This is a genomic window from Edaphobacter acidisoli (genome assembly GCF_014642855.1).
Classification (GTDB): Bacteria; Acidobacteriota; Terriglobia; order Terriglobales; family Acidobacteriaceae; genus Edaphobacter; species Edaphobacter acidisoli.
Window position 1 is genome coordinate 1,078,730 of the sequence record NZ_BMJB01000001.1, and the last position, 25,715, is coordinate 1,104,444.

Here is a 25,715-nt window from a genome sequence, read left to right on the forward strand (position 1 = left end):
ACTCCAATTTCGCAGTACGCTGACATTAACGACAAGGAAACCATCCCGATGAAAAAGACAGTCGCAACCACGTCGTATCAGCCATCAAGAGTCACCGAGCTGCGCACAGAGCTGGCGCGCCAAATCGCCATCCGCAGCACCACAGAAGGCCTGCAGCCCACGGCAGTCCCCGGCATGGGACTCTTTCGCCGCTCCGTGCCCTCAGCCTGCACATCGGCCACTTACGAGCCCAGCCTGATCGTCTTCGTGCAGGGAAAAAAGCGCATCAACGTCGGCCGCTCAACTTACCTCTGCGACAGCACCACATTCCTGCTCACCTCGATCGACCTTCCCGTCGTCAGCCAGGTCGTCGCCGCCACCAAAGAGTCGCCAAACCTCGGCCTTGCGCTCAGCCTCTCGATGCCCGAAGTCCGCAGCCTCCTCAGCTCCGACGAGCTTCCCGCCGCGGCACAGCCCTCCGGCACGCAAGGCATGGCCATCGGCAAAACCACGCCCGAGTTGCTCGACGCCTGCCTGCGCCTCATCGACCTGCTCGACACGCCCGAAGACATCCCCTTCCTCAGCACGCTCATCCAGCGCGAGATCATCTATCGTCTCCTGCGCAGCCCGCAAGGCGCGCATCTCCGCGCCATCGCCACACTCGGCGAGCAGAGCCACCGCACCGCCAAAGCCGTCGCCTGGCTCCGCACCAACTTCGCCAAACCCCTCCGCATCGAAGACCTCGCCTCCATGGCGCAGATGGGCGTCTCGACCCTGCATCACCACTTCCGTTCACTCACCGCCATGAGCCCGCTGCAATATCAGAAGCATCTCCGCCTGCACATCGCGCGCGAGCGCATGCTCAATGAAGGCCTCGACGCATCCAGCGCAGCCTTCGAAGTCGGCTACGAAAGCGCCAGCCAGTTCAACCGCGAGTACAGCCGCTTCTTCGGACAGCCACCCATGCGCGACATTAAATCCCGCCGCCTCACACCCATCGCAAACCCACTCACGCAGAGCTTAACGATATAGTTTCCCACCCCGCACCACGGAAGATGCCCCATCTCGTCCAACCGTCATGAACGTTATAAAGTTAAACTGGTACACGACATGATGGCATCCACGCTCTCTCTGGCACTCTTTCTCTTCCAGCAGGACACCTCCGCCGCCACTCCTCCGCCCAGCTCTTCGAGCGCAATCGTCGAGATGGTCCACAACAGCGGCCCCGTAGCCTTCACCGTGCTCGTCATCCTGTTAATCGCGAGCATCTTCTCCTGGGCCATCATGCTCACCAAGTGGAAGAGCTTCAACCGAGCGCAGACGCAGGGCCAGCGCTTCATCCGCGCCTTCCGCAAATCCTCGCGCCTCAGCGAAATCGCCGCCGTGGCCGAGCAGTTCAAGCCCAGCCCGCTCGTCTCGGTCTTCAGCGAGATCCACGACGAGTACCAGCGCCAGAACGGCGGCCGCGGTCTCCCGCGCAACCCCGTCGCCCTCGAGCGCGCCGCGCAGACCGCCTCATCCGAATCCCTCACCACGATGGAAAGCCACATGACCTGGCTCGCCACCATCGCCGCCATCGCGCCCTTCATCGGGCTCTTCGGTACCGTCTGGGGCATCATCGACGCCTTCCACGGCCTCGGCACCGAAGGTGCGGCCACGCTCCGCGCCGTCGCGCCCGGCATCTCCGAAGCCCTCATCACCACTGCCGCCGGCCTCGTCGTCGCCATCCCCGCCGTCATCGGCTACAACCAGCTCACCGCGCGCCTCCGCGAGTTCGGCTCGCGCATGGACGACTTCGGCCGCGAGCTGCTCAACGCCATCGAAAACGCCGCCATGCTCACACCGCCATCACAGCAGCAGTCCCAGGCAGAGGAGCAGCGCAGGAGGGGCTTCTAATCCATGGCGTTCTCCGTCAAAGGCCGCACACAAACAGCGCTGGCCGAGATCAACATCACGCCGCTGGTCGACGTCGTCCTCGTGCTGCTGCTCATCTTCATGCTCACCGCGCCTGTGCTGCAATCCGGCGTCGACGTGGCCATCCCGCGTACCCGCACCGTCAACCAGCTCACCGAAGTCCGCATGGTCGTCACCATCGACAAAGACCAGAACGTCTTCCTCCAGGACAAGCCCGTCAACGTCCACGACCTTCCCAATCTGCTGAAGAACGCGACCGCCAACGCCACCCCAGCCAAGCGCATCATCTATCTCCGCGCCGACGAGCGCGTTCCCTTCGGCGCATTCGCCTCCGTCATGGATGCCGTGAAGCAAGCCGGCATCACCAACATCAGCATCGTCACCCGCCCCATCAAGCAGTAAGGAGCACGTCATCTCTACTGCTCCCCAATACGCACGCTCCAACGGAGAGAACCTCCGCACCAACTTCTTCGGCTCGCTCATCCTGCACGCAGCCGTAGCCGGGCTCCTTCTCGCCTCCGCGTTCGTCTTCAACCACGGCACCAAGTGGGGCGAGAGCGCCTCGGAAGCCGGGGCCATCCAGGCCACCATGGTCAACGCGCTGCCGCTCCCGCCCAAGCAGCCCGAGAACGACCAGAACGTCCTCACCTCCCAGACGCCAAGCCCCGCGCCCGTCACCACAAAAGAGCAGACCCAGCCGCCGCCCAAGCCCGACGAAGTCGCCATCCCCGACAAAATTAAGAAGCAGCCTAAAGTAGCCGAGCGCACCGAGCCAACGCCGCCCAAACACATTCAGCCCACACCGCCGCCGCCCACCAAAGCGCAAACCGGCGAGACCTCCGGCGTCCGCATCCCCGAAGCCACCACGCAGCTCAAGAACGGCACCGCCAGCGTCTCCGTCACCGACCGCACCTTCGGCGCGCGCTTCGCCTACTACATCCGCATCGTCAACACACGCACCGCGCAGAACTGGTACACCGGCGAAGCCGACCCGCGCACATCGAATGGCAAATCCGTAACCATCGTCTTCGACATCGACCGCAACGGCGAACCCTCCAACGCGCGCGTCGAAGTTCCCAGCGGCTCTCCGACGCTCGATCAGTCCGCGCTCCGTGCCGTGCAGCGCGTCGACACCTTCGGTCCCCTGCCCGCCGGCGACCACATCACCGTCGAATACACCTTCAACCTCAAACTTCCATGACTTTCTGCATCAAACCTATCTTTCGGCCAAATCCCGGGTATCTGCGCGAATACCGCCCGCGCTGTTCAGAAACCCACCAAACTCAAACTTTTTGCGTCTACCATGAGGAGTGAGAATGAACAGCCAGGAAAATAAGTATTCGATCCAACGCGGTCGCTTTTATCTCGGAGTCTTCCTCCTTATCTTTCTCGCCACCATCCCAATCCACGCACAGGACTGGTTCAAGACCGAAACATCCTCCGGCGCACCCAACATCCGCATCGCCGCAGCAGATTTCAAGCAGCTCTCCCCAGACCCGCACGCCGCCGAGCTCAAGCGCACCTTCGACACCACGCTCTATAGCGACCTCGCCAACGCCGGCATCTTCGACCTCGTATCGAAGAGCCTCCAGCCGCAGACCACGCCCGGCGCGCCTTCTGAGATCAATCTCTCGCAATGGTCCGCAGCGCCGGCCTCTGCCGCCATGGTCGCCTTCGGCGCCTTCAACATCCAGGGCTCAAACGTCGTCGTCAACGGCTATCTCTTCGACGCCAAGAACACGCAGTACCCGCAGGTCCTCGCCAAGCAGTACACCGAAGCCGTCAGCGACGACGCTCCCCGCCAGATAGCCCATCGCTTCGCCGACGAGATTATCTTCCGCCTCGGCGGCGGACTCCCCGGCATCGCTGAGACCAAGATCTACTACGTCAAGCAGAGCGGCGGGACCAAAGACATCTGGGCCATGGACTACGACGGTGCCAACCAGCATCCCATCACCCACCTCGGCTCCATCTCCATCTCGCCGCGCATCTCGCCGGACAACTCCCGTCTCGCCTTCTCCTCGCTCGGAAAATACGGCTTCGAGATTCGCGTCTACTCGATGCTCCTCGGACGCATGGTCAGCTTCCCCAACTCCGGCGGAACCAATCTCTCCCCGGCATGGTCGCCCGACGGCAACCAGATCGCCTACTCCTCCTCGCGCACCGGCGACCCCGAGATATGGATCGCCGACGCGAACGGCTCGCTCGCCCGCCGCATCACCAGCTTCCGCGGTCCTGACGTCTCGCCCGTCTTCAATCCCAAAACCGGCGACCAGATCGCATGGATCAGCGGACGCACTGGCCTGCCCCAGCTCTACATCATGGGCGCCGACGGATCCAACGTCACCCGCCTCACCGACGGCGGCTACGTCTCCTCACCCTCCTGGTCTCCTGACGGCCACTTCGTCGCCTTCGCCTGGAACCGCAAGTACGGTCCCGGCGCTCCCGGCGGCCAGGACATCTATGTGATGGAGATCGCCACCAAGCGCTGGATTCAGGTCACGCACGGCATGGGACAATGCGACTTCCCATCCTGGTCGCCCGATGGCCGTCACATCGTCTTTGCCAACACCCCCGACGGAAGGCAGGCCCACATGCGCATCTGGACCATGCTCGCCGACGGCACCCAGATGCATCCGATCACCGGTTCCGGCGCTGACATGCCCAACTGGAGTTGGAAATAGGTTCTCGTCTTCCCTGCGGGCTTTCAATCGCAGTCAACCCTTGGTGCAGTTCTGAACGAATAAGATGATCCTTGGTAGGAGAACATTCAATGATTGCGTTACCATCCCGTCTCCGCATGAGCGTTGCTGTGGCAGCCAGCGCCGTCGCCATGCTGGCCGTCACCGGTTGCCACCACAAGAAAGCAGCGGTAAATCCCGCGAGCCTCGCGCCCACTGAATCCGCGCCCGCTCCCACCGCAAGCATCACGGCCGACCCCACCGCCATTGACCAGGGCCAGTCCGTCGTCCTCAACTGGCGCACGACCAACGCCAACTCCGTCACCATCGACGGCATCGGCAACGTCCCGGCCAACGGCACCCAGACCGTCTCGCCCGCCAGCTCCACCAACTTCCACCTCACCGCCACCGGCGATGGCGGCAGCACCACCGCCGACGTCCGTGTCACCGTCCGCGTCGCCGTTGCGCCCACCGCGCCCGGCCCGAACGAGAGCGACATGGGCTCCGACGCCGAGTTCCACGCCCACGTCCCTGACGTCTTCTTCGACTACGACAGCTACTCCATCCGGCCCGACGCCCAGAACGGCATCACCCAGGCCGCGTCCTACCTGAACGCGCACCCCGCCATCAAGATCGTCATCGGCGGCTACTGCGACGATCGCGGCTCAGCCGAGTACAACCTGGCCCTCGGCGAAAACCGCGCCAACGCAGCCCGTACCGCGCTGGTCAACGCCGGCGTCGCCGCGAACCGCATGCGCGTCGTCAGCTACGGCAAAGAGAAGCAGTTCTGCACCGAAGAGACCGAGAGCTGCTGGCAGCAGAACCGCCGCGCGCAGTTCGTCCTCGACCGCTAAACCGGCGGACGCAAGCAACCACCAACAGAGGCGGGACTCCGGTCCCGCCTCGCCTCTGGGCGCCACTCCTTGATGCCACAACAACGCACGTCATCTCGACCGGAGCGAAGCGGAGTGGAGAGACCCCTGTATTGTCTTCTTCGCCGCACTCTCACCCACAGGCAGCAAAACAATGCTTCCGCACACCTGATACCCTGTTTTACGTCCATTAAATAAGCGGGCCGCCACCAAAGCCCGCACCAGACAACGAGCGTACTATGCCACAATTCACAAAACCGTCGAAGACCCTCGCTATCGCCGCTGCCATCCTGTTCGCCGCCGCCACCCTCTCCACGCCGCGCGCCTTCGCCGTCAGCAAGGAGATCATCCAGCTCCAGGTGCAGGTCCAGCAGCTCCAGGACGCCGTCGCGCGCCTCCAGCAGTCCAACGACGAGCGCATGGGCGTCCTCAAAGACCTCGTCCAGCAGAGCGCCGACTCCGTCAACAAGATGTCCTCCAGCGTCGGCGACATCCAGCTCCAGATCAAGAACGAGCAGGGCGCCGAGAACGGCAAGATCGACCAGCTCTCCGGCCAGATCCAGTCCCTCAACGACTCGCTCGACGAGCTCAAGGCCCGCCTCGACAAGATCCAGAAGACCCTCCAGGACGTCCAGAGCCAGCAGCAATCCATGAGCGCCAACATGCAGAGCGCACCCGCGGCAGGCGCAGGCCAGCCCGATGCAGGCGGCGGCAACCAATCCGCCTTGCCTCCCGGCTCCGAAAGCCCGTTGACCTCCGGCCAGCCCTCGACAGCCGCCCCCATGGGCCAGCCCGGCAACACTGCCAGCGCCGCCCCATCGCCCTCCGCCCCGCCGGCCGACGACCTCTACCGCTCCGCGCTCGGCGACTACATGGCCGCCAAGTACAAGCTCGCCGCCTCCGAGTTCAGCGAAGTCATCAAGAGCTACCCAGACAACCCGCTCTCCGGCAACTCCTACTACTACCGCGCCGAGATCGACTACCGCGCCGGCCACTACGCCGACGCCGTCAAAAGCTACGACGCCGTCATCAACAACTACCCCGCCAGCAACAAGGTCCCCGTCTCGCGCCTGCACAAGGGCCAGGCCCTGCTCGCGCTCAAGCAGCGTGACGCAGGCATCCGCGAGCTCCGCACACTCATCCAGCGCTTCCCCAACTCACCCGAAGCTATGCAGGCACGCAGCCGTCTCAGCGGCATGGGCGTCACCGTCACCGCCCGCCGCTAGAGCATATTCATCGTTGTTCCGGCTTCCCTCTCGATGGCGTCATTCTGAGCGCAGCGAAGAACCCCCGTATCTTGCTGATGTCAGCACGCATCTTCCCTACAGGCCAGAGCCTCTACCACCGCACGTCATCCTGAGCGAAGCCCCTGAGCGAGCCGCAGGCGAGTCGAATGGGGCGGAGTCGAAGGACCCCGCGACCGCACCAGCTACCGATATCGCTTCACCCTTTCAGCCACAGATTCAGGTGCACTCACGCCGCGATCAAACCACCGCATGGACAGCGCCGCAATCCTAATGCGCCGCAGCCTGAGCCGCCTCAATCTCTTCCACCTCGCGCTCAGCACGCCGCCCCCCGAAGTACCCAAACAGCGCAATGTACACGTAGCAGACGACGGGAATCACAAACGCGTGATGCACGCCAATCTTGTCCGCCAGATGCCCCTCGCCCAGCGGAATCAGCGCTCCACCCACAATCGCCTGCACCATCAGGCTCGATCCCTTGCTGGTCAGCGGCCCCAGCCCGGCCAGCCCAACCGTAAAGATGCTCGGAAACATCACCGAGTTGAACAGCCCCACCGCCAGAATCGCCCACATCGCCGTCGGTCCATGCGTCAGGATCGAAACCACCACCAGCAGCCCAGCCACCACCGCAGCCAGCGCCAGCACCGTGCTCGTCCGCACCTTCGTCAACAGCCACGACCCGACAAACCGACCCACCATCGCGCCGCCCCAGTACAACGACACATACTTCGCCGCAGTCTTCTCCGTAAAGTTCGCAATATCCGGCAGCGCAAAGTAATTCACCAGGAAGCTTCCAATCGAAACCTCCGCCCCCACATACACAAAGATCCCAACAGCCGCCGCAATCAGCACCGGATGCTTCCAGATGCTCTCATGCGCAACATTCTCCACCAGCTCACCCGGCCGAATGTCGCGCGTGAAGTCCATCGGCGGCAGCTTCACCAGGGCCAGCGCAATCGCCAGCAGCACCAGCGCCAGCCCGATCCCCAGATAAGGCAGCCGCACCGACGAAGCCTGAGCCGTGCGGTAGGTTTCAAGCGCCGCCGCCGAAAACGACTTCATCGTCTGGGGCGAAACCTGCGTAGCCGTCAAAATCAGCGCGCTCCCAAAGAACGGCGCAATAAATGTGCCAAACGAATTAAACGCCTGCGCCAAATTCAGCCGCGCCGACGCCGTCTCCGGAGGCCCCAGGTGCGCCACATAAGGATTCGCCGCCACCTGCAACAACGTAATCCCGGCCGCCAGAATCACCAGCGCTGCCAGAAACAGCCCGAACGAAGCCGCAGCAGCAGCAGGCAGAAACAGAAACGCGCCCGCAGCCATCACGAGCACGCCAATCACCATCGACTGCGCATACCCGCGCCACTCCACCAGCTTCCCCGAAGGAAGCGCAAACACAAAATACGCCGAGAAGAAGCAGAACTGCACCAGCATCGCCTGCGCATAGTTCAGGTCAAAGATGCTCTTCAGGTGTGGAATCAGAATGTCGTTCAGACATGTCAGAAACCCCCACATGAAGAACAGGGTGGTTGCAATGCTCATCGCCCTGTAGTCGGTATGCTGCGAGCCGCTATGCTGCGTGCCCGAGGGTGCGCTGACGCCAATCGCCATAATCGGTTGAATAGCCTTCCAGAAGAGAATTGAACGGGTATTTTATCTTTTGCCGCCGCTCCCATCCTATACGCAACGCACACGCGCCGACGCAGCTATATTGGCCTAACCACCTCACCTCGATCAGGCACGACCTCCGGTATCTTGACATTGCTAATCAATCGTCATCATGAAAGTCGTCGAAGTTGTGATCGACTGGTTCACCGAATCCGCTCCCGTCACCGTGAAGGTGTAGAGATACTTCGAGTTGGAACCGCCTCCTCCATCACCGCCTCCGCCATTGCCGCCGCAGCCATTCAGTCCCACGCCCATCACCGCCAATAGCACAACAGCCAGCAGACGAGCACGCAGCCGCATCCTCCGCCTCCCGCCCAACCCGAACAGGAGAAGCCCCATGCAAATTGCAATCTTCGATGTCCCGCCCCACACAGAACGTCCTCTGCCGTTCCCAGCCGCGCCCACCGACGCGCGCGCATCCGGAGACGGCAGGCTCGAGTTGCATCCCGTTCCTACGCCCAGGCTGAGTTTGATCGTCGTCGGACCGTTCACCGGCTCGGAGCCGATGTTATAGCAATAGTCCGGACCACCCGTACTGCTCGTCGCGCTGATCGACCAGAGAATGCTCCCCGTATATCCTCCGCTCGGCGTCACAAGAATCTGTGTGCTTCCCGTCCCTCCGTTCGCAACCGTCACGTTGCCGGCCGACAAAGTGAATCCCCCGCTCGCCGTCACGTTGCCCACCATCACCGAGTAGATCGCAACCGAAGGCGAGTGCATTGCGTCTCCCGAGTAAGCGACCCTCACCAGGTGAGAACCAGCGCTGGACGGCGCGGTGAAGCTGAAGTTTGCCGTTGCCAGCGAGTTGTATGAACTCGTTTGCGAGAACGTCAGTGCCGGTTCCACTACCGCTCCATCCACGGCAATCGAAACGCTGCCCGTCGGCACTGGCGTGTCATCGACAGTCCAGTCGGACGTCTGCACATTAATCTGCAGTCGAATGCTCGCCCCCGGCAAAGCCGTATATCCTGGCGAAACAATCTGTGTTGTCGTGACCAGCATGTTCGCCGGCGCGCTCAGTGGCCACGCCCCGGCCAGATGCGCGAAATCGATACTGCCCAGCCCGGTCGCTTCGTCATACCCCAGCCCCGCCGCGTAGGCCGAGTTGCCAGGGGCCACACATCCTCCAACTCCCGTCACGCACGCATTCGTTCCCGACGTGATGTCATGAAACACCGAACTGTAAGACGCCGGCGTCGATGCCAGTTGATACAGCGCCGGATTGATGTTCCCCTGTCCGCTCGCCTGCTTCATCTGATTCAGCACCGCTATGAAACCCGCAAAGACGGGAGCGGCAAAGCTGGTGCCGCCACTGGTCGTGTAATTGTTGCCTCCACTCGTCAATCCATTCGAACAACTGATAGGCTGCCCCGCCGAATCGAGCAGATAAGGATTATCCAGACACACCAGAAACCCCGGGCTTTCGATCGAAGCCTGAAGCGCAATATCGGGTAGCAGTCGAAACGCTCCCGACGCAATTCCCGGGACCCCACTCTGCCACGCTGGACGCGCAAAGTGTGTGCTTACACCACCACCGCCCGCCGCAAGGCCGTTCAACTGGGAATCCTCATTCCAGACCACCTCGGGCGCGTAGGACAACAACGAAGTTTTGGTGTCAAAGGTCACGGCCCCTGCCCAATACTGGCTTGCTCCAGAGGCAAATGTCCCTGCCGCCATTTGGGTCCCGCCAACCGCTGTGACATACGGGCTCGAAGCCGGATAACTAACTGCAAGCGGCCACTGCCCAGCCCCGGGAGAGCCGCACCCTGTAGAACCCCCATCGCCCGCCGCTGCAACAACCGTCTGGCCCTGCGCCGCGGCCTGCTCCAGCAGCGCATTCCCCTGGTCCAGTTCTGTCGCGCTCATCGATGTCTCGCAAAAGCCATAACTGACGCTCACCACCGGCGCGATGTCCTGCGTGATGGCAAACGCCAACGCATCCAGAACGTCATAGTTCTGGTTGTTCCCTACGAAAACGTAGAAGATGTTCGCATTCGGCGCGATCCCGGAGGTGTATTCAAGGTCAACGTTCGCCTCTTCCTCTGCGCCGGGCGAGACGGCCTCAATCCCCGAACCCGGCACCAGCACCGGCGTGATCGCGTCGAGTTCGGTCAGATTATCCTGGAACACCGCGACCTTCGACGAGTTCGATGTATTGACGTACGACTGCCCCACCACAGCAATCCCCTGCCCGGCACCGCCAAACTTCTGCTGCAGCGCAGCGGGAAAGTCATACATCGTGAAGAGGTCCTTCGGCGTCAGGTAATGGGTCTGCGTCGAGACTGAAGTAAAGTCAGATCGCGGATGCGTCTGTACTCTGACCTCCGGCTTCGGGCGAAGGTCAGAAAGGTGAAGCACCGCGGCCGTCATCGCCGCAACCTTCGCGGGTAACGTCAGGTCTGCTTCAGGGGCGAAATGCCTCTCGCCGTCCACCTGGTAATAGCGCAACTCCGTGCCGAAGGCATCCTGCACCTCGGTCGCCGTACCGGAGAAAGTAATGCGGTCCGCACCCGCTCCATCGATCCTGAACCCATGTGACTGGAGCCACGCTTCCGTCGCCGCAATGTCCTCATCGGCAACCCCAAAGCGCGCCCGGAACGCATCGGGCGACAGCCATTGGTGATACAGCGGAGATCTCGCATTCTGCTGGGCCGCCAACAGCGCCTCAAGCGCGCTCTCCTGCTCCGGAGAACGCTTGAAGACCAGCGTAATGCCCGGGATGGTCGTCTCCGGAGCTACCGCGCCTACATCGGTGCCTTGCTGCGCCACCCGCGCGCGCGACCCGGCAAGCACCTCTCGGTTCGCATCCATAATCGTTCCGCGAATGCGCGGCTCCGGTTTCTGTGCCAAAGCAGTCGCGGCTATCAACGTCACAGGCAGAAAAAGCAAAACAACGATTCGTCCAATCCGCTTCATCACGGGCCCTTCACTCTTCCAAACTCGACGCGCACCATCAGCAGGACAATTCTGAGAAAGTCCGCGCCATTCAATCTGCGCCATGCATCTTGCGGTATCAAGCTAATGCACTGATGGAGTATGGATTACGGAAAATACCTTATAGGACGAACCGCGCCTTCGTCCACCCCTTCGTCGTCGTCGTCCGGGAGGGCCTGGCAGCCCAACAGTGTCATATTCAGTCGCAAATCACCAAAGCACCTTCGCCGCAAGCTGAATCTGCCGCGAAGTCGTCGAAGTGCTCGTAATCACCCCGGCCGTCGGCGACACACCCGAAGGCGTGAACACCACCAGGTTCGGCGTGTTGAAGTTCGTGTGGTTCAGCAGATTGAAGAACTCCGCCCGCAGCTCCAGCCGCGCACGCTCATGCAGCGGAGTGTCCTTGAACATCGAGTAATCCCACTCCTCCACTCCCGGCCCCGTCAGCGTGTTGCGTCCCAGGTTCCCGTAGAAGCCGCTACCGTTCGGCGGCGCAAGAAACGCAGAAGGATCGAACCACTCCGTCACCTTGCCGACAATCGGGCTGCCATGAAAATTCGGATTGGCAAACGGCCGCACCGGGTTCTTCGTGTCTCCATTATTCGACGGGTTATAGCTCAGCTGAGGCGTGAACGGAAAGCCCGATTGCAGCGTCACGACCGAGTTCGCCGTCCATCCACCAACCAGCGCATTCAACACGCCCCCACGATTGAGAAAGCTCTGATCGTGCCCGAACGGCAGATGATAAACCGCCGAGATCACCCCTACATTCCGCACATCATAAGTCGCCGGGCCCCAGTCCGCACTCAGGTCAAACGGATTCGAGACAAGCCCCGGAGCATTGCCCGCAGCCGTCGCATTCAGCGAGTCGCCATCATCCAGCGCCTTCGACCACGTATAGGTCGCACGCAGCATCAGCCCGCGGCTCAGACGATGATTCAGGTCCAACTGAAGCGCGTTGTACGAGCTATCGCCCCGCGAAAACCACGCCCACGCCGAGCCCAGCGCCGGATTCGCCACCGGCGTCCCGCTCGCAATGTAATAAGAACCCACCGGCACCGCCGCTCCCGACAGCGGTGCCGGAAAGTTCGCCGGGTACACAGCAGGGCAAGGCGAACCAGGACAAACAGTAGGAGTCGGCTCATTGTCATCCAGACTCACAATCTCGTGATAACCATGCGAGCCCACATACCCCACCGTGAACTCCGTATTCGGCGTCAACCTCTGCTCCACGCGCAGCGACCACGAGACCAGCGTCGGCGTATTCATATCCGGCTGTACACCCGCCGGCGCAACCTTCGCATTCGCAGGCACAGGGCTGATCGGCAGCGGAAAATCCGCAACCTGCAAATTCGCAATGCTGTACGAAGGATTGAACGGCGCATTCTGGTCCATGCGATACCCCAGCGCATCCTGCAGGTCGTTGTACATGCCAAAGCCCGCATGAACCACCGTCCCACTCAAAGGGTTCCACGCCAGCCCCACACGTGGCTGCGGCAGAAACTTCGCCTTGTTCTCCGTAAATGCCGACCCGCCAATACGCGGCGCAGTCTGAATCACTCCGTTCACAAACACAAAATTAGCGGCCCGCCCATGGGCCTCGTTCCATCCATTCGTAAACTCATCGCGAAAGCCCACCGACAGCGTCAGCTCCGGAAACAGGTGCACAACATCCTGCACATACCAAGCGCCCATCAGCGAGCGCCAGTTCATCTCCGTCGGCGTCGGGTCGTAGAGAAAGCTCCCCACTGTCCCCTGAAGAAACTGCTGCAACCCGGTAAACGTCGACTGACCAAATTGAGTCAGCGCCAAATCCTCATTCGCCTGCAAAGGCTGCATCCACACGCCCGCGCTGATGTTGTGATGCCCATGCGTCAAAGTCACACGGTCCTCATACGTATAAAGATTGCGCGCAATGCGCAGATCACTCCCCACATTGCTTCCCGCAAGACTCACCTGCGCCGAAGGATTCGCCGCCGCGCTCCCACCCACAACCACCGCGCCCACCGGCTTGCCCGCAACAAATCCACCCACACCCGCAGCCGGAGTCCCCGGAGTAGGTTCACCCGTAAAGAAATAAGCCGCACGCGAATAGCCCACACGCGCCACGTTCAGCAGCGCAGGCGAAAACACATGCGTCTCTTCCAAACTCACCACCTGCTCGCGCAGACTCTCCAGGTCCGTGCTATACAAATTAGCCGCCGTCGGCGTCACATCGTTGCTATCGTCAATCGTGTAAACACCCGTCAGCAAATCATTCCGCCCAAAGTTGCGATCCACCCGCACCGTTCCAAAGTCATCACGAATAATCTGCAGCGGACTATTGAACACCTCCGCAATCCCGCCAAAGTCAGGCGAGCTCGCCTCCGGCACAGGCCACAGATTCAAGAGCGGCACAACCGCCGGAGCCACGCCCACATTCACCAGCCCCGAACCCGGGCAAGGATTCGGCGCAGGCGAAACCAGCTTGCACGGCAGATATCCCGCACGAGCATTCAGGTCCGGCACCAGCGCAACCCCAGCCTGATGCAGATGCTGCCGAAACCCTTCGTAGTTGCCAAACGCAAACGTCTTGTCCTTCTGAATCGGCCCACCCAGCGAGCCGCCAAACTGGTTCCGCTGAAACGGCGGCACCGAGCTCTTATTGAAGTAATTCCGCGCATCGAACGCGCTGTTGCGCAAAAATTCATAAGCCGACCCATGCAGCTCATTCGTGCCGTTCTGCGTCACAATCAACACCTGCCCACCCGGACGCTTGCCATACTCCGCGCCATAGTTATCGCGCAGCAAATTGAACTCGCGCACTGCATCCACGCCAAGCAGCTCCTGGCTCGTTCCGCCCGGCTGCATATTGTTCTCCGCCGCGCCCGTGAACTCAATCCCATTCAGCAGGTAAAGATTCTGTTGCGGACGATTGCCCGAGACCGAAAAGTTATTCCCCACCGTCGAGTTCGAAACGCCAACACCGCCCGTCTTCTCCGCCGTAAAGTTCACCACACCCGGATCAAGCGTCATCAACTCGTCATAGCTGCGGCCATTCAGCGGCAGGTTCCGCACCTGCTCCGTGCCCACCAGCCCCGAGATGTCCGCCGTGCTCGCATTCAGAATCGACGCATCCGCATCCACCGTCACCTGCTGCTGAATACCGGCAACCTGCAAACGAATATTAGCCGTCGCTCCCTGCCCCACAGCCAGCAAAACACCTGTACGCATCTCCGCCGTAAAACCATCCTTGCGCACCGTAATCGAGTAGTCGCCAACCGGCAGCGCCAGCACCTGGTATCGACCATCATCACCGCTGACCGTGCTGCGATCGACACCCGTATGAGCATCGTGAACCGTAATCTCCGCACCGCTAACCGTAGCGCCCGACGGATCGGTCACCACACCCGACAAGCTCGACGAAGCCTGCGCCCGAACCGAACGCGCCGAACCAAAGATCAGAGCAACAGCGAGAACAACGCCAAAAGAAATCTTCGATGCCATCCAAAGATGGCGCGACAACTTAGAAATCAAGACAGCCTCCAAGGGGGATTCAGCTCTTCTGCGGGCTGCGTCACGGCAGGTCGAACGAGCGATTGGCGATATGCGATTCAATACGCTTTGAATCGATAAAAGAGGAACGGCCTTATCATACCATCTCCACAGCCCATCCTCCCGCACCCCACCGGCTTGACGCCGCCCATTTCGCGCGATTTACAATGGCGCATCGAACTCAGGACATCTTTCCCGGCACAAACATGTGCGGACTGGAAGCCTCGATGCGCAAGAATCACGTCAAGGTCCTCGCTCTTGCATTCACGCTGCTGATCGTCTTCCCCGGCACAACCCCGCAGTCCTTCGCGCAGACGCCCACTGCGCTCTATCCCGCAATGGCTCCCCTCAATCAATATTTGATGCCCGCCGAATCCGAGATCGCGCTGGCCCGCAGCGCCGCGCCCGCTTCCATCTCCGACGCAGCCGAAGTGATGGTGCTCGGCAGCGACGGATACAAGACCGCCGTGAAGGGCACCAACGGCTTTCTCTGCCTCGTCGAAAGATCGTGGGGCCAGAGCACCGACGAGGCCGAGTTCTGGAATGCGAAGATGCGTGCGCCCCATTGCTTCAACGCGCAAGCCGCCAGAAGCTTTGCGCTCATCTATCTGATGAAGACCAGGCTCGTGCTTGCAGGAAAATCGAAGCCTGAAATCGCGCAGGCCATAGCGGCCGCGCTCGACAGCAAGCAGCTGCCTCCGCTCGAACCCGGTGCGATGGCTTACATGATGTCGAAGCAGCAGTACCTGAACGACCACGATATAGCATGGCATCCGCACGTCATGTTCTTTTACTCCGGCGACATGACGAAGAGCTGGACGGCCGACGCCCCCAACTCACCCGTCATCACGGCGAACGATCCCCAGGAACGCATCACGATCCTGTTCATCGTGGCAGACAAATGGTCCGACGGCTCACCAGCGCCGCCCATGCCCGATTCCATGTCTCACTGATCCAGTCTCACTGATTCGACTAGCTCCACTCCGGAAACTGCGTCTTATTCAGGTCCAGTCCCGCGATCAGGCGCATGTCCTCCGCATCAAGCGCAAAATCGAACACACCCAGATTCTCGCGGCGATGGCTCGGGTTCGACGAGCGCGGAATCGCAATCGACCCGCGATCCAGATGCCAGCGCAGAATCGTCTGGGCAACCGTCTTGCCATGCTTCTTCGCAACCTGCTCCAACACCGGGTTGGTAAACATCCCATTGCGTCCTTCCGCAAACGGAGCCCAGGCCTCCATCTGCACACCAACGCCGCGCAACGACTCGCGCTCCGCCGTCTCCTGAAAGAACGGATGCGTCTCTATCTGATTGATGACCGGCTTCGTCTTCGCTCCCACAGTCAAGCTCGCAAGCTGAGCCGGATCGAAGTTGCTCACGCCAATCGCTCGAATCCTGCCCGCTGCGTTCAGCTCTTCCATCGCCTTCCACGAACCCCGCACATCTCCACGCGGCCGATGAATCAGGTACAGGTCGAGGTACTCAAGCTGAAGCTTATCGAGCGAGGTTTGAAATGCTCGCTTCGCCGGCTCATATCCCGCATCGTCCACCCATATCTTCGAGGTGACAAACAGAGACTTGCGATCGATCCCACTCTTCTTGATTCCAGCCCCAACCGCTTCCTCGTTCTTATATACCTTGGCCGTATCAATCAGCCGATAGCCCGCAGCAATGGCGTCGGCAACACTCTCCGCGCACACATCCCCGGTCAAGCCATACGTTCCAAACCCAAGCACCGGCATCTTCACCTGATTGCCAAGCTGAATATGCGGTATCGAAACCTGCTCATCGGCAGCCCATCCTGCGCGGCCCAACGCCAACCCCGCCGCAGCCAGCGCTCCTCCCTTCAGCACTGCCCGACGACTCAGCATACGCACGCTGCTGCCCCTATCGATCTTCATATTGTTCTCCCACATTTCACGTCGAGTATATACACAGCCACTCCTGCTTGGCCGCTTACCATGAGTTCCAATCATATTAAAACAAACGTTTGTCTATCATCACAGCCGACACACTGCTTGTTGCCATCGATTGAACGAAGCACTCAGAAGAGGTACGGCACCAGCGCAGCAGTCTTCTGCGCATAGGCCGCATACGTCCCCCCAAATTGAGAACGCATCCACTGCTCCTCCATCCGAAACTTGGCCCAGAGCACAGCGAACACCAGAACGAAAGCAACAAACCCGCGCACCTCGGAGAGCGCAATGGCAGTACCAAGAAACCCCGTCAAAATGCCCGTATAAATAGGGTGACGAACCAGAGCATAAGGACCGGTAGTAATCAGTTCATGCCCCTGCTTGATCGTTACCAGGCGGCTCCAATTGCTGCCGAGATGCACCCGCGCCCACACCGCGAACAAAAGACCGGCAACAGTAACAGCCGCCCCAATCCAAAAAGACCAGAGCCCAACCGGCCAGAGCTGGCGATAAAGCCAATGCAGCGGAACCCAATTTGTCGAGAGCAGAATAATCACAATCACGAAGGTGAGCGCACGCACGAGGCGCGAGGCCACGGGCTCATTCCGCTGGACAGTTTTGCTATCGCCGGTCCTGGCCCAGACGATCTGCCAATAGACAAGAAAGACGATCCACACCACAGGAAAGAAGGCTTCATAGAACCAGAGCACGCAGGACCTCCGAATCTTGAGCAATTCTCAAATAATGTCTTAGTAGCAGTTCTCAAACAACGCAGGCCAGCAAGAGGAGTTTATGCGCCCGAAACCCCGCAAGATTAAAATATCGACAGCGGACCCTCAAAAACCCCAGCAAAATCGCATGTCAAGCCCCAAACTCACCTAAACCAAGGCAAACAAACAAGATAAACCTGGCGGTCGAGTTTTCCCCAAACAGCTATACTTAAAACAAGTAGTAAAACAACTAGTAAAAGACCCTAAAATCTCCCATTTCCCATTCAGAATGAATACTTTAGCCACAACACCCAATAGATTCAAGACTTTAGCAAAATTCGCCGAATCTAACCCTCATCAATGGAAGACTTTAGCAAAAAACCGGGGGGAGGGGGTCCGATGACCAGTCCGAAACCACGCGATCGCCACTTCCGCATGCCCGCCGAGTGGTCTCCCCACTCCGCCACCTGGATCGCCTGGCCCCACAACGCCGAGGACTGGCCCGGCAAGTTCCAGCCCATCCCCTGGGTCTACTCCGAGATCGTCCGCCACCTCTCCGCAGTCGAGGACGTCCACATCCTCGTCAACGACCAGCCCGCCGAGACCCGCGTCCGCCGCATCCTCCTCCGCGCCGGCGCCAACCTCGCCCGCCTCCACTTCCACCACTGGCCCACCGACCGCGTCTGGCTCCGCGACTCCGGCCCCATCTTCCTCAAGAACCCCGAAGGCGACCTCGCCCTCACCAACTGGAAATTCAACGCCTGGTCCAAGTATCCCAACCACCACCGCGACGACCAGGTCCCTCACCACGTCGCCCGCCACTACGGCGTCGAGGAGTTCCAGCCCCACACCGAAGTCGACGGCAAACCCCACCGCCTCGTCCTCGAAGGCGGCTCCATCGACACCAACGGCGCCGGCATCCTCCTCACCACCGAGGAGTGTCTCCTCTCCGAAGTCCAGCAACGCAACCCCGGCGTCACCCGCGAGCAGCTCGAGCAAGCCTTCCACGACTACCTCGGCATCGACCACACCATCTGGCTCAACCGCGGCTGCGCCGGCGACGACACCCACGGCCACATCGACGACATCACCCGCTTCGTCGCCGAAGACACCATCCTCACCTGCATCGAGCCCAACACCCACGACGAGAACCACCTCCCGCTCGCCGAAAACCTCGACCGCCTCCGCGCCGCCCGCAACCTCCACGGCCAGCCCTTCCGCATCGTCGAGCTCCCTATGCCCGCGCCCGTCGTCTTCGACGCCCAGCGCCTCCCCGCCAGCTACGCCAACTTCTACATCGCCAACGGCATCGTCCTCGTCCCAACCTTCAACGACCCCAACGACCGCCACGCCCTCAACACCATCGCCTCCTGCTTCCCCACCCGCGACGTCATCGGCATCCACGCCGTCGACCTCGTCTGGGGACTCGGCACCCTCCACTGCCTTTCCCAGCAGGAACCCGCCTGACTCCGGTACACTTCCCTTTTGCAAAAACCTCCACTCTGGAGCCCACGCCTTGGCAAGATTCACCGGACTGCTCGGCCTAGCAACCTTCCTCGCAATCGCCTACCTCTTCTCCACCAACCGCCGCGCCATCCGCTGGCGCACGGTCGCCTGGGGCCTCGGCCTGCAATTCATCTTCGCCCTCGTCGTCCTCAAGTCCTCCCTCGGCCAGCACCTCCTCCAGCTCGCAGGCAACGGCGTCAACAAACTCCTCGAGAACTCCGTCGCCGGCTCCGAGATGGTCTTCGGCCCACTCGGCGGCAACAACTCCGCGGTCGCGGTCTTCGCCTTCCGCGTCCTCCCAACCATCATCTTCATCTCCGCCTTCTTCGCCATCCTCTACCACATCGGATTCATGCAACTCGTCATCCGCGCCTTCGCCTGGGTTATGCAGAAGACGATGGGAATCTCCGGAGCCGAATCCACCAACGTCGCCGCCAGCATCTTCATGGGCCAGACCGAGGCTCCGCTCACCATCCGTCCATTCCTCAACGGCGCAACCTACTCCGAGCTGATGACCATCATGACCTCCGGAATGGCCCACGTCTCCGGCGGGATCATGGCCGCCTACATCGCCTATGGAATCCACGCATCGGACCTGCTCGCCGCCGTCATCATGACCGCGCCTGGAACCATCCTCATCGCCAAGATGCTCGTGCCCGAAACCGAAACACCAGCAACGCAAGGCATCGTCAAAATGCCTGAGTCCGAAGACCAAAAGCACGAAAATCTGCTCGATTCCATCACGCGTGGCACCATCGATGGTGGTTCGCTCGCCTTCAACGTCGCCATCATGCTCATCAGCTTCCTCGCGCTCGTCAGCCTCATCAACATGGTCTTCGGCGGAGTCCACAACATGCTCGCGCCGCACGACATTCCGTTTCCCAGCACGCTGAATGCAGTCCTCGGCTTCTTCTTTGCGCCCGTCGCATGGTTGATCGGAATCCCATGGCACGAAGCGAAACTCGTCGGCAACCTGCTCGGCACACGCACCGTCATCAACGAATTGGTCGCCTACACCGATCTCGGCGCGCAAAAGGCGCTCATCTCTTCACGCAGCTTCACCATCACAACGTTTGCCCTCTGCGGCTTCGCCAACCTCAGCTCCATCGGCATTCAGATCGGCGGCATCGGTGCACTCGCGCCCGAGCGCCGTGGCGACCTCGCTCGCCTCGGCTTCCGCGCGATGCTCGCCGGCACCATGGCCAACCTCATGTCCGCAAGCATTGTCTCTCTTCTTATCCGATGATGAATTCCATGACCGACCAGTACGCACAAGCAACCGCCGCTGCAGAATACATTCGCTCTCGCGCCGCACTGGCACCGACGCTCGGCATCATCCTCGGCTCTGGTCTCGGCAACTTTGCATCGATGGTCGAGCAAGCCACGACGATCTCCTATGCCGACATTCCACACTTCCCGCAATCGACCGTGCAGGGTCACTCCGGCAAGCTCGTCCTCGGCACAATTGCCGGCATCGGCGTCGCAGTCATGCAAGGCCGCGTTCACGCCTACGAAGGCTATTCGATGGAACAGGTCACGTTTCCTACGCGCGTGCTCAGCCTGCTCGGCGTGCGCAGGCTCATCGTCACCAACGCAGCAGGCGGCATCAATCCCCGCTACGGCCAGGGAGCCATCGTCGCCATCTCCGACCACATCAACCTCACCGGAACCAACGCCGCGCTTGGCCTGAACGAGCCGCGCTTCGCCGCAATCCCAGGCGCAGGGCAGCGATTCTTCGATATGTCCGCCGCGTATTCACCCACACTACGCAAGCTCGCAATAACTGAAGCCGCGCGGCAAGGCTGGATGCTCAACGAAGGTGTCTACATCGCAGTCCTCGGCCCAAGCTACGAGACGCCCGCCGAGATCCGCGCCTTTCGCACACTAGGAGCAGACCTGGTTGGCATGTCCACGGTGCACGAGGTCATCGTGGCTCGTCACATGGGACTCGAAGTCCTCGGTCTCTCCGTCGTCACCAACATGGCTGCAGGCGTTCTCGATGAACCCATCCATCACGAAGAGGTCATGGAGATCGGTCGCCGCATTGAAGGCCAGTTCACCCGCTTGCTCGCGGCCATCATTCCGCAGATAGCAGCAGCGAATCCGGCGTAGCTTGAATCATCCGCAAACCCCGGCGCTTTCGCCCTGCTCTGCAAGTTCAAGCACCGCCGCCCGCGCTTCCAGCGCAGCCAACTTGCGATGCAGTGCAGCATCAGAAAACTGGATCGACTTTTCTGCAAACCTCACTTCCACCTTTACCTCGCGCAAACCAAGAAAGCGAAAGATATGCGGGACCAACTTCGCATCGCCCCAATAACATACGTCGTTTTCCACTGAAGCGCCCTTTGCGTTTCCCGCTCCGAGGCTGTAATGCACGTGTGCCGCCGTCACCGGAAAGCCGCTTGCCATTGCCTGTGCCAACAATCCAGCATGAAACTTCAGCAGTGTGCTTCCATCGGTTGTCGTCCCTTCAGGAAAAAACACCACCGGCAAGCCCTCGGCCATCGCAGATTGCATGCCATAACGAGCCTTCGCAGCAGAGCCACCATGTCCACGCGCCACGTAGACCGTGCCCACCATGGTCGTCATCCAGCCCAGCACAGGCCACGATTCCATCTCGGCCTTCGCAACAAACACGCATGGATGCAGCGCGGCGAACGCAACAATATCCATGTAGCCAAGATGATTGGCGATGACCGCACCACGCCATGGAAACTCGCCAACAGCACTGATTTCGATTCGCAATCGCTTCACAGTACGAGCAGCGAATCGATGCAGCCAGTCAGCTCTGGCCTCTCGCGTCTTCGGGCGCTGCACTATTAACTCCATACACGCGACCGCGAATAAGCAAGCCAACCGGACGCTTCGCCACAGCGATCGAAGAAAGTTCACCAGATCAAAACCTCACCACTCTGCACACAAATCTTCGTCCGCAGTCTATCCTGTCATGAGTGACCTCAGGCAATCCAACGGTTCGAAAGAGTGCGCGACCCATTCACCACAACTGGGTTTACCGGCGCACCGTTCTGCCTATCCTCGCATTGCTCCGCATGGGAGCATCGCCCAGAAAGCTCGCATGGAGCATCGCAGTTGGTCTTCTCATTGGGATCAATCCTCTACTCGGAACTACAACTGTCTTTTGCCTTGCCGCAGCCTTTATCCTGCGACTCAATCTTGTCGCATCACAGCTGGCAAACCACGTCGTTTATCCTCTCGAACTGCTCTTCGTCATTCCGTTCATCCACATCGCCAGCAAACTGTTTAATCTGGAGCCAATTCCGTTTTCGGCAAACGAACTCTTCCACTTCGCCCGGAAGCATCCCATCGAACTCATCCGCCAGTTATGGCAGTGGGAGTGGCATGCCTTTGTGCTCTGGGCTGCACTGGCAACGGTAGCAGTTCCGCTCATCGCCCTGGCACTGACGCCATTGCTACGCAAGCTACTCTTTCGCGTCGAGCATCATCAATACCCTATCCTGCACCCGATCGAACACGCAGAGCACAACGCCTAATTGCCGGCAACGACTGCGTGGGTATTCATTGGCATACGAGCCTCGCCATGAAACTCTTCTACCGGATCAGCGCTCCGCAACCAGGCTGTATAGATCATGTCTCGCAATTCAATCGCACCGTCAGCCAGACACTGCACAGTGAACTCCTTGCCCTCCGGCGTTCCCGCTCCAGCAAAGCCTCCAGCCTTTTCGATCTGGTAAGTCTTCTCAACCAATGAATTCGAGTGCCGCAGATAAGTAAGGTAATCCGTCCACTCATCATCAAGTGCCTTCGGCTGCGACGCAGCTACTAGCGGCACAACGGCTTCACGCTTCACATTTGCGCTGACAAAAGTGCTCTCAAATAATGAATGGATGTGATGCTCCGTTGTGTAGCCATTCGGATTCGGCCCCTTCCATCCGTTGTATTGAATCGTCGTGTGCAGTGGCATCGAGCCATCGCCCACATAGTGCCCCAGCCACGCAGCATAAAAAGTGATCGCCAGTTCAATGGGCCGTGTGTCTTCATTCGCAGCCATCAGCTTACGATATTCGCGGAAACCAACCTTCAAGCGTTCGTAGACCTCTTCCACCTGCCACGGCTGCATACCGACCTTCTCAGGGGTCAGGGCAAGTTCCGGGTGCTCAGCCTGCACCTTTGCCAATGCGCGAATAAAGTCATAGCGCTCCTTCGGCAACGTGCCGACCATATCGGCCATTTCCAGGTCGATGAAGTGGTCCGGCGCCTGCGCTGCATTCAATTCGGCCTCAGCTTTGTTGCGCCAGCGATCCGGCTCGGGTCCAAGGTAATCCATCGCATCAAGTGCGCCACCATTGCGCAGGAAGGCGGGAACATCCGTCGGCAGATATTTCGCAGCCAGCCAGTTGATCATTCGGTGCCCATCATTGCCCCATGCGAATCCCTGCTGAACCAGCATCAAAGGGAGCAGCGCAACCGCTGCCGCAAAACGCACCAGATTTTTAGCTTTCATCATGCCCGACAGTATACTCATCAGCTTTAAATTCACACCACTACGGCAGGGCCTTCGACTGCTTTCGTGCCAAAGATACGGCGATAGCGCTCCACCTCCGACGGCACGCCAGTCGACTTATGTGCGTTATCGCTCAGTTTTACGGCAGGACGCCCCTCCACCGTCATCAGCTTGCAGACAAGACTGATCGGGTCGAAGTCATGTTCTCCCCTCGGATGGCATCCGCGAAAGTCATTCGTCACCAGCGTTCCCCAACCCGCACTAAACCGGATCCGTCCATTGAAGTAATCATGCAAACGCAGAATGTCATCAACGTCGAGCCCATCGGATGCGATCAGCCGCTTCCGTCTCGCATCGCGGCCACGCTTCAATAACCACGCAATATATTCATCGCCCGCAATAAATGGATCCTTCGAATCGCACCGTTGCCCCGTCCAGTCTGCAGCCCAGTCCGGCGCATTCTCCAGAAACTGCGTTGTCCCAAAAGTGTCGGGTAGCAGGATCAGCAGCTCACCACCATAACTCTTCTGCCAAAGCTCCAGCACACGATACTGTGAAGCGCGCAGTTCTTCGTCCGTGTTCGACAGAGCAGCCAGCGCCATCGGCAACTCGTGCGCGTTTGTTCCCATCGCCTCCAAGTCGTGTTTGTACGCAAGAAACGTATTCGATGTACCCGCCAAGCTCCTGCCAAGCGCCCCCCGCATCGCTTCAACCACATATTCCTGCCACAAAAAACTATGTCGCCGCCGAGTACCGAATTCGGAGATGCTTAGCCCCGATACCCCACGCAGCCGCTCAATCTTGTCCCATAACTTTGTCTTCGCCCGCGCGTAGAGCACATCCAGCTCAAGCTCACTCAGCGTGGCTAGTGCTGCACGCGTCTTCATCTCGCTGACGAGTGCAAGTCCATAGATCTCCCACATCGTCACCTCAGTCCATAGGCCGGAAAATCGCAGTACTAACTGGCCATCGCGCTCGGTTACTTCGTAGTCCGAAAGACGAAAGCCATCCTCTAGCCACACTAGAAACGCTGGCTCGAAAATGCTTCGCGTGCCATAGAAGGTGTTTCCCGCCAACCAGATCAATTCCGATTTGCGAAAACGCAAATCCTTCACGTGCTCCATCTGCTCAATCAGCGCACCAGCCGATATATGATCTGCGAGCCGGACAGCAGTCGTACGGTTTGTGACCTCGGATGTTACATGAATGCCAGGAAAGTTCTTCCAGATAAACTGCAACATCAGCAGCTTGTAAAAGTCTGTGTCGAGCAGAGACCGAACGATAGGGTCCAGCTTCCAGTTGTGGTTATGCGCCCGCTCGGCAAAGTTGACGTTCATGCCTTCAGTCTCCCCCGGACCGCCGCCAACACGCAACCGGACAATTCAAGCTGCCTCTCACATAGTTTTCGTTTCTTAAATGAAGAAGGCCGCGAATAATCGCGGCCTCCCACGTATCCAGGTCCTCCGATTTATACGAAGAACTTCCGGCGCAGCAATCCTGCGCCTCCGAGCAATCCGGTCGCCAGCAGCACCAGACTCTCCGGTTCAGGTACAGGAGCTGGGGTCGTTGTAACGGTGATGTTATCCAGCAGCGCTCCAATATTGTTCGCCGGGCTGTTATCCGTAAACTGCAACTGAATATTTCCTCCACCCCAGACGACTGCCTGGTCCGTCACGATGCCCGAGGTAAAGTCTTCGGGTCCCAACGTAAACGTCTGTGAATAGGGTCCGAAGTTCACCGTCGTCGTAGTCGTCGTGTCGCGCTGCGAACCAATCAGGTCGAAGCTCAAATAATAAGTTCCCGGTGCCAGATTCAGAGCGGTCATCAGATCGATATTGCCGCTCGGGTTCTTTCCACCCGTGCCGCCCATGTCCACACAGTTGCCCGACTCCGGTCCAGAGCAAAGATTTCCAAACAGCGCACCGCCCACGACATCGACGTTGGTGCCGTCGATCGCCTGAAAGGCACCAGCGGTCGCAACCCCTAATCCGGGCGTGACCTCATTAAAGTTCTCGGAAAAGACGGTATCCGCGTGAAGCACCCCTGTCATAAGCAATAGAGCGGGCATGCAAAGCAAAAAACGAACACTGGAAGAAAGCAGCTTTTTCATCGACGCCTCCAAAATCAGGAACAGACTAGTCCCGGCGTCTAAATGGATGCACTTATTCCACCAAAGTTTTGCAGGGCTATTGCAACTCCTTGTGCATCCGATTGCAACTTACACAAAAAAATCAATTTAGACCATCCCGAGACAAAATCGCAAAAGGCAACGT

General features: G+C 59.8%; 22 protein-coding genes. 13 read left to right on the forward strand and 9 right to left on the reverse strand.

Annotated features, from left to right (window positions below; genetic code table 11):
- Positions 1 to 48 precede the first annotated feature (48 nt).
- The 8 genes from IEX36_RS04430 to IEX36_RS17455 all read left to right on the forward strand — a co-directional run bounded on the left by IEX36_RS04430 (position 49) and on the right by IEX36_RS17455 (position 6,964).
- Complete coding sequence (locus IEX36_RS04430; protein WP_188758086.1) at positions 49 to 1,011, forward strand: AraC family transcriptional regulator; 963 nt, start codon at positions 49 to 51, stop codon at positions 1,009 to 1,011.
- A gap of 78 nt (positions 1,012 to 1,089) precedes the next feature.
- Positions 1,090 to 1,875, forward strand: a complete 786-nt coding sequence (locus IEX36_RS04435; protein WP_188758087.1) for a MotA/TolQ/ExbB proton channel family protein — start codon at positions 1,090 to 1,092, stop codon at positions 1,873 to 1,875.
- A 3-nt stretch (positions 1,876 to 1,878) separates the two neighbouring features.
- Positions 1,879 to 2,295 carry an ExbD/TolR family protein gene (locus IEX36_RS04440; RefSeq protein WP_188758088.1) on the forward strand — a complete coding sequence of 139 codons (417 nt, stop codon included), beginning with the start codon at positions 1,879 to 1,881 and terminating at the stop codon, positions 2,293 to 2,295.
- A 187-nt stretch (positions 2,296 to 2,482) separates the two neighbouring features.
- Positions 2,483 to 3,094, forward strand: a complete 612-nt coding sequence (locus IEX36_RS04445; protein ID WP_229668705.1) for an energy transducer TonB family protein — start codon at positions 2,483 to 2,485, stop codon at positions 3,092 to 3,094.
- Between the two features lie 115 nt (positions 3,095 to 3,209).
- On the forward strand, positions 3,210 to 4,577 hold the full coding sequence (tolB, locus tag IEX36_RS04450) for a Tol-Pal system beta propeller repeat protein TolB (protein WP_188758089.1): 1,368 nt from the start codon (positions 3,210 to 3,212) through the stop codon (positions 4,575 to 4,577).
- Positions 4,578 to 4,666: 89 nt separating this feature from the next.
- The gene (gene pal, locus IEX36_RS04455) at positions 4,667 to 5,428 is read left to right on the forward strand and encodes a peptidoglycan-associated lipoprotein Pal (protein WP_188758090.1); all 762 of its coding nucleotides are present in this window, start codon (positions 4,667 to 4,669) and stop codon (positions 5,426 to 5,428) included.
- Between the two features lie 257 nt (positions 5,429 to 5,685).
- Positions 5,686 to 6,672: a tetratricopeptide repeat protein gene (locus IEX36_RS04460; protein ID WP_188758091.1), complete on the forward strand. Its 987-nt coding sequence runs from the start codon at positions 5,686 to 5,688 to the stop codon at positions 6,670 to 6,672.
- A 13-nt stretch (positions 6,673 to 6,685) separates the two neighbouring features.
- Positions 6,686 to 6,964, forward strand: a complete 279-nt coding sequence (locus tag IEX36_RS17455) for a hypothetical protein (protein WP_229668706.1) — start codon at positions 6,686 to 6,688, stop codon at positions 6,962 to 6,964.
- Here the strand turns inward: IEX36_RS17455 and IEX36_RS04465 are convergent.
- From IEX36_RS04465 to IEX36_RS04475, 3 genes are all read right to left on the reverse strand, one after another.
- Positions 6,961 to 8,301, reverse strand: a complete 1,341-nt coding sequence (locus IEX36_RS04465) for a sugar MFS transporter (protein WP_188758092.1) — start codon at positions 8,299 to 8,301, stop codon at positions 6,961 to 6,963. The genes IEX36_RS17455 and IEX36_RS04465 overlap by 4 nt on opposite strands.
- A 153-nt stretch (positions 8,302 to 8,454) precedes the next feature.
- The gene (locus IEX36_RS04470) at positions 8,455 to 11,274 is read right to left on the reverse strand and encodes a protease pro-enzyme activation domain-containing protein (RefSeq protein ID WP_188758093.1); all 2,820 of its coding nucleotides are present in this window, start codon (positions 11,272 to 11,274) and stop codon (positions 8,455 to 8,457) included.
- A gap of 228 nt (positions 11,275 to 11,502) precedes the next feature.
- The gene (locus IEX36_RS04475; protein ID WP_229668707.1) at positions 11,503 to 14,808 is read right to left on the reverse strand and encodes a TonB-dependent receptor; all 3,306 of its coding nucleotides are present in this window, start codon (positions 14,806 to 14,808) and stop codon (positions 11,503 to 11,505) included.
- A 185-nt stretch (positions 14,809 to 14,993) separates the two neighbouring features.
- On the opposite strand from IEX36_RS04475, the gene IEX36_RS04480 reads away from it, so the two are divergent.
- Entirely contained in the window at positions 14,994 to 15,779 is a 786-nt protein-coding gene (locus IEX36_RS04480; RefSeq protein ID WP_188758094.1) for a hypothetical protein, read from the forward strand.
- A gap of 19 nt (positions 15,780 to 15,798) precedes the next feature.
- Here the strand turns inward: IEX36_RS04480 and IEX36_RS04485 are convergent, their stop codons facing one another.
- The gene (locus IEX36_RS04485) at positions 15,799 to 16,728 is read right to left on the reverse strand and encodes an aldo/keto reductase (protein ID WP_188758095.1); all 930 of its coding nucleotides are present in this window, start codon (positions 16,726 to 16,728) and stop codon (positions 15,799 to 15,801) included.
- A gap of 143 nt (positions 16,729 to 16,871) precedes the next feature.
- Positions 16,872 to 17,453 (reverse strand): methyltransferase family protein, encoded by a 582-nt coding sequence (locus tag IEX36_RS04490; RefSeq protein ID WP_188758096.1) that lies wholly within the window; start codon positions 17,451 to 17,453, stop codon positions 16,872 to 16,874.
- A 399-nt stretch (positions 17,454 to 17,852) separates the two neighbouring features.
- Here IEX36_RS04490 and IEX36_RS04495 point away from each other — a divergent pair, with 399 nt between their 5' ends.
- From IEX36_RS04495 to IEX36_RS04505, 3 genes are read left to right on the forward strand one after another with little or no spacing between them, the layout of a single operon-like run.
- Positions 17,853 to 18,920, forward strand: coding sequence for an agmatine deiminase family protein (locus IEX36_RS04495; protein ID WP_188758097.1), 1,068 nt, complete (start codon positions 17,853 to 17,855; stop codon positions 18,918 to 18,920).
- A 49-nt stretch (positions 18,921 to 18,969) separates the two neighbouring features.
- Positions 18,970 to 20,205, forward strand: coding sequence for a NupC/NupG family nucleoside CNT transporter (locus IEX36_RS04500; protein ID WP_188758098.1), 1,236 nt, complete (start codon positions 18,970 to 18,972; stop codon positions 20,203 to 20,205).
- An 8-nt stretch (positions 20,206 to 20,213) separates the two neighbouring features.
- Positions 20,214 to 21,071 (forward strand): purine-nucleoside phosphorylase, encoded by an 858-nt coding sequence (locus IEX36_RS04505; RefSeq protein WP_188758099.1) that lies wholly within the window; start codon positions 20,214 to 20,216, stop codon positions 21,069 to 21,071.
- A 6-nt stretch (positions 21,072 to 21,077) separates the two neighbouring features.
- On the opposite strand, the gene IEX36_RS04510 is transcribed toward IEX36_RS04505, so the two are convergent.
- Positions 21,078 to 21,713, reverse strand: a complete 636-nt coding sequence (locus IEX36_RS04510) for a lysophospholipid acyltransferase family protein (protein ID WP_229668708.1) — start codon at positions 21,711 to 21,713, stop codon at positions 21,078 to 21,080.
- 197 nt (positions 21,714 to 21,910) lie between these two features.
- Between IEX36_RS04510 and IEX36_RS04515 the strand changes: the two genes are divergently transcribed.
- Positions 21,911 to 22,471 (forward strand): DUF2062 domain-containing protein, encoded by a 561-nt coding sequence (locus IEX36_RS04515; protein WP_263364956.1) that lies wholly within the window; start codon positions 21,911 to 21,913, stop codon positions 22,469 to 22,471.
- On the opposite strand, the gene IEX36_RS04520 is transcribed toward IEX36_RS04515, so the two are convergent.
- The 3 genes from IEX36_RS04520 to IEX36_RS04530 form a co-directional block, all read right to left on the reverse strand.
- On the reverse strand, positions 22,468 to 23,445 hold the full coding sequence (locus IEX36_RS04520) for a S1/P1 nuclease (RefSeq protein ID WP_188758102.1): 978 nt from the start codon (positions 23,443 to 23,445) through the stop codon (positions 22,468 to 22,470). The genes IEX36_RS04515 and IEX36_RS04520 overlap by 4 nt on opposite strands.
- Positions 23,446 to 23,474: 29 nt before the next feature.
- Positions 23,475 to 24,779 (reverse strand): nicotinate phosphoribosyltransferase, encoded by a 1,305-nt coding sequence (pncB, locus tag IEX36_RS04525; protein ID WP_188758103.1) that lies wholly within the window; start codon positions 24,777 to 24,779, stop codon positions 23,475 to 23,477.
- Positions 24,780 to 24,910: 131 nt separating this feature from the next.
- Entirely contained in the window at positions 24,911 to 25,552 is a 642-nt protein-coding gene (locus tag IEX36_RS04530; protein ID WP_188758104.1) for a PEP-CTERM sorting domain-containing protein, read from the reverse strand.
- Positions 25,553 to 25,715 lie beyond the last annotated feature (163 nt).